Origin of the sequence: Schleiferilactobacillus harbinensis DSM 16991, assembly GCF_000425885.1 — a bacterium.
Taxonomy (GTDB): domain Bacteria; phylum Bacillota; class Bacilli; order Lactobacillales; family Lactobacillaceae; genus Schleiferilactobacillus; species Schleiferilactobacillus harbinensis.
In genome coordinates this window covers 1-12,107 of record NZ_AUEH01000028.1, presented here as the reverse complement: position 1 = coordinate 12,107, position 12,107 = coordinate 1, and the positions used below count along the sequence as shown (strand labels likewise).

The following is a 12,107-nucleotide window of genomic DNA, read 5'->3' as shown; positions in this document are numbered from 1 at the left end:
AGATAAAAAACGGTCTTTCTCGCCGAGAGAAAGACCGAATGGCAAAAAGAATAACATGAGCTCCCTCCGCTGGCATTATCCAGATCAGGTTCATGGGTTTCTCTCAGCCACTAATGGCACCCCAGCTCGTTTCAATTGGCTACAGTTTAGCCCGGATTGGGCTGGGGGTCAACTGTTTTCATTTTTTTGGAGGCGGAACGCGGTTATTTCACGCTGCCGACCAAAATCTCTTCAATCCCCGCCGGAATATCCCGCGGCTGGCTCACGATCACGTTCGCCCCCGCTGCGCTGAGCTCCGACCGATCGCCGAACCCATACAGCACGCCGATCGTCGGCACACCGTTAGCGCGACCGCCGATCATATCCGTGTTGCGGTCACCGATCATGATGCTGTTGCTGGCTGCCGCGTCTGCTTCTTTCAACGCATAGGCCAATACGTCAGTCTTCGAACTGCGGATGGATTCGTCCATCGTGGCACCGTAAAGCCCGCTGAAATAAGGATTCAAATCAAAATGCTGGACGATTCGGTCAATCATCGCTTCCGGCTTCGTGGAAGCCACATTCATGGTGAAGCCCGCTGCGTGCAACTGCTGCAAAACTGGAATCACGCCAGGATAAATCTGCATTTCAAAGATGCCCTGATCGGCATAATACTCCTGATACAAATCAATTGCTTGCTTCACCGCCGTGTTATCTAAAGTCGGGTAAAACTGATGCATACTGGCGCTCAGCGTTGGCCCGATAAACAACCGATACTGATCATTGGTCAACGGCGTCAACTGCATTTTTTTGACAAAGTATTTAATACCGGCCACGATGCCTTGCTCAGAGTTAGCAATCGTACCGTCAAAATCGAAGAAAAGTTGTGTCACATGCGTCCCGCTTTCTATAATGAGTAAATTGTCCTCATTATACCAGTTCCTTCAAACAGTCTCCACGCCGGTACGGAACATGACCAGCGCCGTGTCCAGTGTCAGCCGGCCAGAACGCTGACGCATGGCGGGCATGGGCAAAAAAGCCGACAGGATGGTTAGAAAATAGAGGGTAATATCCCGAATGGCATAAGCCGGCTGCAGCTGCGCCCGGTAGGCGGCAAAAAAAGCATCCAGCGGCAGTAAAAATCCCTTTTCCCAAGCAGCGACAACGGTTTGCCGGACAGCCGGCCCCATTTGAAATACATCATGCAGCACCAATTGCAGATCCATCGGGTCTTGATTGGTGAGCTGATGGCCCAGCCGCTGCAGCTTGACGGCAAAACTCGCCGACCCAGCGGTAGCCTTAGTGATCAGGGCGGCCATGGCGTCACTGACGTGCATCACGACAGTGAGATAGAGTTTCTCCTTGGTACCGAAATAATGATAAATCAAAGGCTGCCGCACATCGGCGGCTTCCGCGATGGCCCGGGTGGTGACGCTGGTGTAACCCTGGGTCATGAATAAGGCTTGGGCCGCGCGCAGGATTTTCTGCATCGTGTCCTGTTTTTGCTTTTCTCGTAAGTTCAATTATTTTTCAGTCCTTTTCGTTTATCAACCGATAAATGAGGTGGTATAATAGGCCCACACAAGAGATTGGAGGTCTGCCCTATGTTTCTGGCAATTAAAGAAATTATGCACAATAAAGCCCGCTACCTGCTAGTGATCGTGACCTTTGTGCTCATTTCTTACCTGGTGTTTTTCCTCACTGGTCTAGCCACTGGTCTGGCCCGGAATAACCGGACCGCAATCGACGCGCTGCCGGGGAATTACGTGCTCATGTCCAAGTATGCCAACAAGAACCTGCTCAGCTCGGTGCTGACCAAAGATCAGTATACCGATGCGGCGAAAAAAGGCACGAGCCTGCTCGGCCAAATGACCGTGGTGGCGGAAAACCCAACGACCAATAAGAAGATGAACAGCAACATTTTCGGTATCAACCTTGACGGCCGCTTACGCCCCAAGGTGACCAGCGGTCGGCTGCCGGCGAAGAACAGCGAAGTGCTGGCCGACGACAGCGTGACCTACTACGGCGTCAAACAAGGGGACCGGATCACGCTGAATGGCAGTACGCAAAAATACCGCATCGTCGGGCTGACCCACGACCGCCGGTTTGCCACTGTACCTGTATTCTACACGAGTTTAGCCACATATCGGCAAATCAAATTCGGGCAAAAACAAATTGCTAACGTGTCAGCTGTTGTCAGTCCAAAAAAGCTGAAGAACCTGCCGAAAAACACGGAACAGGTAACCAAAGCGGCGCTGATCACCAACATCCCCGGCTACACGGCCCAAACGATGACTTTCATGCTGATGATTGGGGCGATGATCGGTATTACACTGTTGATCATCGGGATCTTCATGTATATCCTGACGATTCAAAAAATCGGCATGTACGGCGTCATGCGCGCCCAAGGAATCCGCACCAGTGCCATCGTCGCGGCCTTGTTCTGGCAGATCCTGGTCCTGGCCGTCGTCGGAGTGGGTATTGGGATCGGCCTATTGGCCCTGACAGCGCTGTGGCTGCCTAAAACGATTCCGTTCTATTCCGATCCCCTGCTGCTGGCGATCATCACCGCGGCCTTGATCGTGATGTCCCTCGTGGGCGGTCTATTCTCCCTGCGCCGGATCCTGCACATCGACCCGCTGGAAGCTATTGGAGGCGAATAATCATGGCATTAGTTGATTTGAAACAAGTGACCAAAGTTTACGGCAGCGGCCACACTGCGGTCACGGCCCTGCATCCCACCGACTTCACATTATCGCCAGGCGAGTTTGCCACAGTCATCGGTCCGTCCGGCTCGGGTAAAACTACGCTGCTGACGATCATGGGCAGCCTGCAGCAGCCCACCAGCGGCCAGGTCCTAATCAACGGGGAGGATACCACCAATTACAGCGAACACCAGCGCACCGACCTGCGCTTCAACACCTTCGGCTTCATGCTCCAGGGCAGCAACCTGATTCCCTTCCTCACCGTGAAGGATCAATTAGCCCTGGTGGACCGCTTCAACCACCACAAGCAGCACGACATGTCGATGGATTCGCTGTTCACTATGCTGGGCATTACCGACTTGGCCCGCAGCTACCCGGCGGAACTCTCCGGCGGCGAACGGCAGCGGGTGGCTATCGCCCGAGCGCTGTATAACGACCCGCCGATCATCCTGGCCGACGAACCCACCGCCAGTCTGGATACCAGCCGGGCTTTACAGGTCACCGAACTGCTGGCCACTATTGCCCACAAAATGAACCGGGGCGTGGTGATGATCACCCACGACACCCGGTTGCTGGATACGGTCGATACTGTTTATGAAATGCGCGATGGTGTTTTGCAAAAGCTGGATGCCAGCGGCGTGCAGAAAATCCGCGCGGCGGCGGTTTGAATTATTTCTTAGCGTGTATAAAGAGAGGCACCCCTCGAAAAAAATGGGTGCCTCTCTTTGTGGTTAGCTATTGCCAATTGGCCGAATGCAATTAACGTAGACCTGTTTCATCAACGCCGGATCATCTGCGATACTAGCTTCCATGTACCGCTTGTAAGCATCGCTGTCAGGCGACAAATCAATGGTGAAGCCCTTTTGGTAGGCTAATAACTTAGCAAAAGTGCGTTGAGTGCGCCCGTTACCTTCACGAAATGGATGCAGAAAGTTCTGCTCAGAAATAATATCTCCCAATGCCTCACCAACTTCTTGAGCATCTTCTGATACCGTGCGATAATCTGCCAACTTCACGTTAAGATCAGCAATCCCCATTGGAAACCGCTGAAATGGGAAAAAGTCGTCTCCGCCTTTATTCATGTTGACTTCACGCAACTGTCCGGCCCATTCGTAAATATCTGAGAACAAAAAGTGATGAATGGCAAGCACATCGGCAAACGTTCGTCCTGTGAGGCGTTTTCCGTTCGGCAAATGGTAATGGTGTGCCGCCAAATACACTTGCCGGTACATGGAAACTTGGTATTCTGCACGCTGCAGTTCAGAGGCGTCAGCAATGCCCAGCTTGTTCCGTAACGTGCCACTTGGTCATTGACCTGACCACTTAAGAATTTCGCTAGCGGATGGCAGTTCACCGTAGTGGTCTCGGAGGTTCTGCACATCTGTAACCGTAGGCACATAACCTTCGTACATTTGGTTGGTGATGGCAAAGACTAATTCGTCATATACTTCCTTACTGGGCATTTTGACGCCCATAATCGTTAACTTTTCAGGATCTCGTTCAAGTGGGGCAATTGTACTATCGTTCTTATACTTTTCAAGCATCGGCTTCATCTCCTGACTTGCTCCTAAAAGTTGTAACAGCTTGGCGTTTCCACCATTTGGTGCATATCGGGCACCCTCCCACGCCTGAACTGTCTTTACAGAAACGCCCAACAATTCAGCTAACCGGGATTGACTAATATGCAGTTTGTTCCGAATTGACGCTATGTTATTCACCCGATTCATCTCCCGAAATCATTATATCATACTCTTAAAGAGTATAGAAAACGATATGCTTAGTCAGTCAGTGTGAAATAACCACCCTTGACCAACGCCCCAAAATGTCGTATGGTATTGAACAAATCAAACAAGCCACTTTAACCGAGTCCTGCGAGGCTCCGAAGTGAACGGAACAGACAGCTATTAAGTCTGGGGAGCTTTGGCGCGCGGAATAGGCCAAAGCTTTTTTTGTAGGCAAGACCGGTGAAGGGGCAACAATTGGCAAAGGATGGCGGATGATGGATAGACCAGTAATTATCGCGTTGGATTTCGTGGATGGCAGCGCGGCGCAGGCACTCTTGGATCAGTTTAAAGGCGAATCCGGTCTTTGGGTCAAGGTTGGCATGGAGCTGTTTTACCGGGAGGGGCCGCAGTTGATTACCCAACTCCGGGACAAGGGCTATCACGTCTTCTTGGATCTGAAGCTGTACGATATTCCCCATACCGTCCACCAAGCCATGCAGCAAATCGGCCGGCTGGGCGCGGAATTGACCACCGTCACCGGTCTGGGCGGCGCGGACATGATCCGCGCGGCGAAAGAGGGTCTGCTGGAGGGGTCTGCTGAAGCCGGGACGAAAGCACCGAAACTGCTGGCTATTACCCAACTCACCTCCATGGACGAACGGGCGATGCACTGCACGATGCAAAACGACGAGTTCTCCCTGCTGGATTCCGTGGTGCACTTGGCGCAGCTGGCCGCCACGTCTGGGGCGGACGGTGTCATCAGTTCGGCACTGGAGGTCGGCAAGATTCATGACGCCACCCCCAGCGGCTTCCTCACCGTGAATCCCGGTATTCGACTGGCTGCCGATGCCCGGGATGACCAGTCCCGGGTCGTCACGCCGCAGCGGGCCGCGGAACTGGGCAGCGACGGTATCGTCGTCGGCCGGTCCATCACCCAAGCCAGCGATCCGCTGGCCGCTTATCACACCATCCGCCAACAATTCGAAGGGAGTACCGTCCGCTAATGCAAACTAATGAACAGATCGCCAAAGACTTACTGGATATCCAAGCCGTCACCCTCGCCCCGCACAAGCCTTTCACGTGGGCCAGCGGGATCAAGGCCCCCATTTATACCGACAATCGGTTGACTATCGGCTACCCGGAGATTCGCGGCCGGTTCAGCGCGGGGTTGGCCCGGCTGATCATGACGGAATATCCGACCGTTACCGACATCGGCGGCGTCGTCACCGCGGGGATTCCCCATGCCACCAGTACCGCCGACCGGTTGGGCCTGCCGCTGCTGTATGTGCGGTCTAAGCCTAAGGATCATGGCGCGGGCAAGCAGGTGGAGGGGCACGTGGCCCAAGATGCCCAAGTAGTTCTGATCGACGATCTGATCTCCACTGGCGGCAGTGTGCTTAAAGCGGCGGAGGCCGTGGAAAAAGCAGGCATTAAGGTACTCGGTGTCGCCGCCATCTTCACGTATGAATTGCCCGCGGCGACGGAAAACTTTGCCAAGGCGGGGTTGCCGCTGCACACCTTGACTAACTATACGACGCTGATCCATCAAGCCGAGAAGGCTCATATTTTGACCGCTGAGGAACGGGAATCGCTGTTGACCTGGCGGGAAGACCCGTGGGCGTGGAAATAGACTAATTGATGCGTTAAAAAGGACGATTGCTCGGCCATGGTGCTGGCGGGCAATCGTCCTTTTTGTTTGTGCTGCTTGGCCTATTGAGCCGCCTGAGCGTTCTCCGGCAAGCGCACACCAATCGAGTTCTTCTTATGCAGCATATTGCTCCGCAACTGGCCGCAAGCGGCGTCGATATCGCCGCCGTGTTCTTTGCGGACGACGCAGTTGATGCCGCCGCGGTAAACAATGTCGTGGAACTTGGCAATATTCTCTGGGGTGCTGCGGCTGTATTGGGGATGTTCCACAACGGTGTTGTAGGGGATCAGGTTCACAAAAGCCAATTTCTTGAATGGCGTCAGCAGTTCCACCAGTTCATGGGCTTCTTTTGGATGGTCGTTCACATCATTGAGCATGATGTATTCAAAGGTGATCCGCCGATTAGTGGTCGTTGTGTAGTAATCAATGGCCGCAAATAATTTCTCCAGCGGCCACGCCCGATTGATGCGCATGATGCTGCTGCGCAGGTCGTTATTCGGAGCGTGGAGCGAGATAGCCAGATTGACTTGCAGGTGCAGGTCGGCGAATTCCCGAATCTTATTAGCCAGCCCAGAAGTGGATACGGTGATGTGGCGGGCACCGATATCCAAACCGTGTTGATCATTAATAATATGAATGAAGTTGATCACGTTGGTGAAGTTATCAAACGGTTCGCCAATACCCATCACGACGACATGGCTGACCCGCTCGCCCTCGCCAGCGGCGTCCAGGTAATGCTGGACCTGCATGATCTGGGCGACGATTTCGCCCGCCGTCAGGTCCCGCTGCTTCCGGATCAGACCGCTAGCGCAGAAGGTACAGCCGATGTTGCAGCCGGATTGGGTGGTGACACAGACCGAAAGACCGTAATCCATGTACATCAGGACAGTTTCGATGAGCAGCCCATCGGCCATCCGGAACAACCATTTCGTCGTTTTATCCGTGGCCGTCAGTTTCTGCACCACGGTGAGCGGGCTGAACGTAAAGCTGTCGTTCAATTGCGCAATCAGAGCATCCGGCAGGTTCTTCATTTCCGCAAACGAAGTCACCCGGTGCTGATAGAGCCATTCCCAAACTTGGGCGGCACGATATTTTTTCTGGTCATTGGCCGCCATCCAGTCCTGTAATTGGGCTTGGGTGAGACCGTAAATCGAATTCTGCATAATTTCCTCCTTGGGACGGCTGTCCCACGTCAACGTACCTAAGTATGCTTCAGTCTACCGGGCTGGACCAATAATTGCAAGGCCGGAAAGCCCTTTCGTCCGCCACAGGAATCCCTTATACTGAAGATAAATCAGTATGTGAAGGAGAATGTGACATCATGACGACATTGCGTGACGATTTTTTCTGGGGTAATTCCACATCCAGTATGCAGACCGAAGGGGCGACGAACGAAGGGGGCAAGGGCCCGTCGGTGTATGATGTGCGGCCGGCCACGGAGAGTGCCAGCGACTGGTCCGTGGCGATTGACGAGTATCACCGTTATCCCGAAGATATTGCGCTGATGAAAGATTTGGGGATGAATTTCTATCGTTTCCAAATTTCTTGGAGCCGGGTTCAACCGACGGGCGAGGGGGCATTCAACGAAGCGGGGATCGCCTTTTACGATCGGCTGATCAATGATCTGCTGGCGGCCGGCATTCAGCCGATGATTTGTCTGTATCATTTCGACATGCCCTTGGCTTTAGCCCAGAAGTACAATGGCTTCCTGGATCGGCACGTGGTGGACGCGTTCTATGTTTACGCCCAAGAAATGCTGAAGCGGTTCGGCGATCGGGTACGGTACTGGATCACCTTTAATGAACAGAATCTCTATAGTCTGACCGATGCCTTCGTGATCGCCGGCTACCTTGAAGGGCCCCGCTCGCTCCATGATCTCTACCAGATCCAGCACAATGTGGCGCTGGCCCATGCGCTGGTGGCGAACACGGTGCACGCCGATTATCCGGAGCTGCAAATTGGCGGCATGGTCGCGTACCAGCAGGTTTATCCGGCAACGGCCAATCCCCAAGACGTGGCGGCAGTGCGCCGGTTCAAGGAATATGTGATGGATAATCTGGTGGATATTTTTACCACCGGCCAATATTCCCCGGAAGTTGTGAGCTTCATGCAGCGCAACCATTTGGCAGATATCTTGAAGCCGGCAGAACTGGATATTATCAGCCAGACCCGCAGCGATTTCCTGAGCTTCAGTTATTATTCCAGTGCCGTGATGGACAGTACTAAGATTCCGCTGGGGACCGTGCCGAATTACTATCCGCAAGTTGGGGTGGGGCACAGTCCGTATCTGCCAACGAATGAATGGCAATGGCAGGTGGATCCCCAGGGTTTCAATACGGTCCTGCACGATCTCTATAACCGCGGCCGGGTGCCGGTCTTCCCGATTGAGAACGGGATCGGCTTGCGGGAGCATTGGGACGGTAAGCACATGATCCAGGATGATGCGCGGATCCTGTATATGCGCGAACACATTCAAGCCTTGAAGGATGCGGTGGCTGAAGGCGTGGACGTCCTGGGCTACTTGGGTTGGGGCTTGATCGATATTCCCAGTTCTCAGGGCAATATGGATAAGCGCTATGGCGTGGTTTATGTGAACCGCGGGAACCACGATCTGAAGGATCTGAAGCGGGTGCCAAAGAAGAGTTATGCGTGGTTGAAAGAGGTTATTCAGAGCAATGGGGCGGTGCTGTAGCCTGTAGCAGCTCATTATTTTGAATCAGAGGATGAAAACAGGCCAAGTTGGGCATTGAGAAATCTCTCGACGCGCCGCTTGGCTTTTAGTTTGTCGTTTTATGCTTAGAATTGGTATATGAGCAATTGCCGTACCATTACCATTGAAGACATAATCGAAAATAAGACTTGTGGTTTTACTAAAATTAGAGATTGACAGAAGATAAGCGCTTACGATATGGTTGATCAAAGTCAGCAACAATATGGGGAGGTAACGTGCCGTGATCAAAAAAGCAGCTGTACTAACAATAATCCTGTCCCATATTGCCCTACTGATAATTGGTGTGATGATTCTTAAAATCAAAGCCGAGGACAAACAAGTTAACGCAAGGCTGGTACTACCGATTGGTTTTTCTCAAATCTTAGTTGAAAGTCCAAAGAAAAATAATCGAGCAGCAGCTATTGATGAACTAAAAGAAGAGTTAGTTGCCGCTAGCAAGGCTAGCAAGGCTAGCTTCATGGTAGTCAATATCAATCTATCGCCTAAGCTAAAACCGGACGGCGCATTCGCCAAGGACCGGTCGCATATTTTCTATTATCCATATCAAAGCAGCGACGATCCTTTTCAAGTGATTGGCGAGCTTTCCACTCGGCAGCTGGACAAGGGTGTGGTGTACTCCAATGATCCAGAGGTGAAGAGCCAGCGTCGGCTTTCGCCAAATGGGGAGGCGTACTATTTTACTGTGGATAATTTTAAATACCGTCAGCCCAAGGGCACGGGCTATGTATTTGTTGATTCGAGAAATAAAGCGGCTTATCGAACCTTTATGCAGACGTTCAGACAAAGATTCCAACGAATTCATGGCGTTAAAATGCAGCTTATCGATCAGCAAGCCGGCGCCAATATGTTGGTGAGTACTGGGGCGACCAATTTAATGAATGTGTATTTTTTGGTCGGCTTCCTGCTGGTCGTGCAAGTTGTTGGCTAGGTGCTGTGGGGAGTCTATCTAACCAGAACGGTGACTACTTTCATCAGCTGGGGTTTCACTGCGCCCAGAATTGTGTTCGCTGAATTAGGCCGCCCCATCGTGATCAGTACGGCGCTGGCAACGGCGGGATGCTTGGCTTGGCAAAGAACCATTGGGGTGATTGGATTGGCATTTCTGTTGACGCTTATCCTGGGGCTGCTGGCGATTGGTGTGACTTACGGCGTGATGAACTGGTCCTTTACGGAGCGACAACTAAACCAGCATCGGCGGCAAGTTATTCTGGCTACGCTGTTAACGGTCAAAATATTGGTCATGGTGTTCGCGGTTTCGGTCGTCTCCCCTTTGGCCTCGGCGACAACAGATCAGTGGGTTAAAAACCACACGACATCAAACAGAGCGGCCGATTCACCGTTTGCCGTCGTCTATCCATTGTATGTTGGCCGGGACCAAATTAACATCAACCTTAAGCAAAACACCACCGACTTGGATGTGCTGTATGATCGGGTGTTGTATCGCCAATTTGAAGCGATGGGCGGGGTTTTGTTCTATGCCTATATGCAAGATGACTACGTTGAGCATGCTGAGTTTGTTATCGTCAATCAGAATTATCTGCGGTTTAATCCGGTGCGGGATACCAGCGGGAAAACAGTGTTTGTCGGTAATCCGAAACAGAACATTGCCCTTGTGCCATATACCGGTCAAAAGAAACTACGGCATACAGTGACTGAGCTGAAACAATTTTATAAGGAAGAAAAGTTTTCGGTCATTCTCTTGCAGCCCAAGCAGACCCTGCAGACATTTGGTCCCGACAATAGCCGAATCCCTTTGCCGAAGGGTATTCTGATCAAGTCGCAAGCCAACAGTCAGCCGGGTAAGCGCCCGTTTCTCTCTACCTTTGACTTGTCCGTCTCGTTTAAACTGCCAATCACGAAAGCAACAAGCGCAAAAGTTTATGCTTCCTTGTTGCCGACGTTGCGGCGCCATGGCATCGAGGACAATATCCAGACCCTGATTCCGGAGAACCAGTTGGCCAAGGTTGAACTACGGCAGATTTTTGAAGAGCAGTGGGCCTATCACGGGCAGATCATCGCCATCATGGTCCTGTCGTTAACCCTATGTGTGCTTTATGCCGTGGTGGACATTTTCTTGAATGGTAGGCGCTATGCCTTGATGTATACCATGGGCAGCAGTTTCTGGCGAGCCCATCGGCTAGCGATCGGTTTGTTTGGGATTGAAATCAGTGCCCTGTTTGTTTTGCAAGTTGGGGTATTCCGCTATTCGTCCCTGCTGGTTTTACTGGCAATGATTACCGTTGATGGCTTCTTACAGTTGGGTATTAATCTGTACGGACGCAGAAAATACAGTGGCGCACTTTTTGAGGAGTGACGGAATGAAAATCAAGGCAGTGAATCTAAGCAAATCAATTGGGGAGAAACAGTTGTTCCACAATATCACTTTTTCTGTTGACCAGGGACAGATCGCAGTGATCACGGGTATTAGCGGGGCTGGAAAGTCGACACTGCTCAGGATGCTGGGCCTCTTGACTAATTGGGATGCCGGCTACTTGGCATACGACAGTGCAATTTTTAACCGGCCCAAACAGAGTAATGCCCGTCATATCAGAAAGGACGTCGTGGCCTTTGTGTTTCAAAACTTTGGACTGCTGGAAGACCGGTCAGTTTATGCCAACTTGAAATTAGCTTTGTTGGCCGATGCTGCTTTTGTCAAAAAAAAGACCGCCAAAGACCAGATGGAAAAAGCACTAGCGGCCGTCAATCTGGATGTTGATTTGGAGCGCAGCGTGCAATTCCTATCTGGTGGCGAAAAGCAGCGGTTGGCAGTTGCACGGGCTCTGTTACACCCCGGAAATGTCATCCTGGCCGATGAACCCACCACTGCCTTAGACGATGAAAACAAGGAAGGAATTATCAATCTCTTTGAGACATTGGCCGCTGCGGGGAAAACAGTCATTGTAGCTTCACATGATCAACGAATCATTGACGCGGCCACGATGCGGGTACATATACCTGAGCGCAGCAACTTACCCGTTTAATCAAATCAACGGATCGATGCAGACTATTACAATAGTAAGACATCCACTTTTTGGATGTTCTTTTTTGTTATTTCTTTGCGATGGGGATGGGTCTTGAATTGGCAAATGGACAAGCATGTATCATGCCAATCCCGCAAAAGCAATTAGACTGGCCGTAATAAGTGGGAAGTATTTATCCCCCGAATTGTCAAATTAAGTGCAACAGTGAAGACTCATCCATGTGAATTGGTTTAGGTAGTGGGCAGGGATTCCTCCAGGCCCAGGGGGGAGGCCTGGAGCGCCGCGATTGCGCTGCGGTATCCAAGGCACTTCCTTAACCGGTGGTTTAAGACATCTTGG

At 51.8% G+C, this 12,107-nt stretch carries 13 protein-coding genes and 1 riboswitch; of the genes, 8 read left to right on the top strand and 5 right to left on the bottom strand.

The window, feature by feature from the left end; all coding sequences use genetic code 11:
• Positions 1–44: 44 nt before the first annotated feature.
• A riboswitch (TPP riboswitch) is annotated at positions 45–134 on the bottom strand.
• A 69-nt stretch (positions 135–203) separates the two neighbouring features.
• Both H627_RS0109400 and H627_RS0109395 read right to left on the bottom strand, forming a co-directional pair.
• Positions 204–872, bottom strand: coding sequence for an HAD hydrolase-like protein (locus H627_RS0109400; RefSeq protein WP_027828754.1), 669 nt, complete (start codon positions 870–872; stop codon positions 204–206).
• A 51-nt stretch (positions 873–923) separates the two neighbouring features.
• Entirely contained in the window at positions 924–1,502 is a 579-nt protein-coding gene (locus tag H627_RS0109395; protein WP_027828753.1) for a TetR/AcrR family transcriptional regulator, read from the bottom strand.
• A gap of 81 nt (positions 1,503–1,583) precedes the next feature.
• Between H627_RS0109395 and H627_RS0109390 the strand changes: the two genes are divergently transcribed.
• On the top strand, positions 1,584–2,642 hold the full coding sequence (locus H627_RS0109390; protein WP_027828752.1) for an ABC transporter permease: 1,059 nt from the start codon (positions 1,584–1,586) through the stop codon (positions 2,640–2,642).
• Positions 2,643–2,644: 2 nt separating this feature from the next.
• The gene (locus tag H627_RS0109385) at positions 2,645–3,352 is read left to right on the top strand and encodes an ABC transporter ATP-binding protein (RefSeq protein WP_027828751.1); all 708 of its coding nucleotides are present in this window, start codon (positions 2,645–2,647) and stop codon (positions 3,350–3,352) included.
• A 63-nt stretch (positions 3,353–3,415) separates the two neighbouring features.
• On the opposite strand, the gene H627_RS17755 is transcribed toward H627_RS0109385, so the two are convergent.
• Both H627_RS17755 and H627_RS0109375 read right to left on the bottom strand, forming a co-directional pair.
• Complete coding sequence (locus H627_RS17755; RefSeq protein ID WP_051225325.1) at positions 3,416–3,916, bottom strand: Fic/DOC family protein; 501 nt, start codon at positions 3,914–3,916, stop codon at positions 3,416–3,418.
• A 75-nt stretch (positions 3,917–3,991) separates the two neighbouring features.
• Positions 3,992–4,402, bottom strand: a complete 411-nt coding sequence (locus H627_RS0109375) for a helix-turn-helix domain-containing protein (protein ID WP_051225324.1) — start codon at positions 4,400–4,402, stop codon at positions 3,992–3,994.
• Positions 4,403–4,683: 281 nt separating this feature from the next.
• Between H627_RS0109375 and pyrF the strand changes: the two genes are divergently transcribed.
• Positions 4,684–5,412 carry an orotidine-5'-phosphate decarboxylase gene (gene pyrF, locus H627_RS0109370; protein WP_027828749.1) on the top strand — a complete coding sequence of 243 codons (729 nt, stop codon included), beginning with the start codon at positions 4,684–4,686 and terminating at the stop codon, positions 5,410–5,412.
• The gene (pyrE, locus tag H627_RS0109365) at positions 5,412–6,038 is read left to right on the top strand and encodes an orotate phosphoribosyltransferase (protein WP_027828748.1); all 627 of its coding nucleotides are present in this window, start codon (positions 5,412–5,414) and stop codon (positions 6,036–6,038) included. The genes pyrF and pyrE overlap by 1 nt, the downstream gene beginning before the upstream one ends.
• Before the next feature lie 80 nt (positions 6,039–6,118).
• Here pyrE and rlmN read toward each other — a convergent pair whose 3' ends face one another.
• Positions 6,119–7,219 carry a dual-specificity RNA methyltransferase RlmN gene (gene rlmN, locus H627_RS17750; protein WP_081674837.1) on the bottom strand — a complete coding sequence of 367 codons (1,101 nt, stop codon included), beginning with the start codon at positions 7,217–7,219 and terminating at the stop codon, positions 6,119–6,121.
• A 158-nt stretch (positions 7,220–7,377) separates the two neighbouring features.
• On the opposite strand from rlmN, the gene H627_RS0109355 reads away from it, so the two are divergent.
• The 4 genes from H627_RS0109355 (at position 7,378) to H627_RS17745 (ending at position 11,768) form a co-directional block, all read left to right on the top strand.
• The gene (locus H627_RS0109355) at positions 7,378–8,748 is read left to right on the top strand and encodes a glycoside hydrolase family 1 protein (protein WP_027828747.1); all 1,371 of its coding nucleotides are present in this window, start codon (positions 7,378–7,380) and stop codon (positions 8,746–8,748) included.
• A gap of 259 nt (positions 8,749–9,007) precedes the next feature.
• Positions 9,008–9,715, top strand: coding sequence for a hypothetical protein (locus H627_RS0109350; RefSeq protein WP_027828746.1), 708 nt, complete (start codon positions 9,008–9,010; stop codon positions 9,713–9,715).
• 165 nt (positions 9,716–9,880) lie between these two features.
• Entirely contained in the window at positions 9,881–11,101 is a 1,221-nt protein-coding gene (locus tag H627_RS0109345) for a bacteriocin-associated integral membrane family protein (RefSeq protein WP_155827910.1), read from the top strand.
• A 4-nt stretch (positions 11,102–11,105) separates the two neighbouring features.
• A complete protein-coding gene (locus H627_RS17745) occupies positions 11,106–11,768 on the top strand; it encodes an ATP-binding cassette domain-containing protein (protein ID WP_035440536.1) in 663 nt (220 codons plus the stop codon).
• Positions 11,769–12,107 lie beyond the last annotated feature (339 nt).

What these genes read in the sequence shown, in the direction of transcription:
- H627_RS0109390 (WP_027828752.1), top strand. Translation starts at nt 1,584, where the DNA reads ATGTTTCTGGCAATTAAAGAAATTATGCACAATAAAGCCCGCTACCTG.
- H627_RS0109385 (WP_027828751.1), top strand. Translation starts at nt 2,645, where the DNA reads ATGGCATTAGTTGATTTGAAACAAGTGACCAAAGTTTACGGCAGCGGC.
- H627_RS17755 (WP_051225325.1), bottom strand. Translation starts at nt 3,916, where the DNA reads ATGTACCGGCAAGTGTATTTGGCGGCACACCATTACCATTTGCCGAAC.
- pyrF (WP_027828749.1), top strand. Translation starts at nt 4,684, where the DNA reads ATGGATAGACCAGTAATTATCGCGTTGGATTTCGTGGATGGCAGCGCG.
- pyrE (WP_027828748.1), top strand. Translation starts at nt 5,412, where the DNA reads ATGCAAACTAATGAACAGATCGCCAAAGACTTACTGGATATCCAAGCC.
- rlmN (WP_081674837.1), bottom strand. Translation starts at nt 7,219, where the DNA reads ATGCAGAATTCGATTTACGGTCTCACCCAAGCCCAATTACAGGACTGG.
- H627_RS0109355 (WP_027828747.1), top strand. Translation starts at nt 7,378, where the DNA reads ATGACGACATTGCGTGACGATTTTTTCTGGGGTAATTCCACATCCAGT.
- H627_RS17745 (WP_035440536.1), top strand. Translation starts at nt 11,106, where the DNA reads ATGAAAATCAAGGCAGTGAATCTAAGCAAATCAATTGGGGAGAAACAG.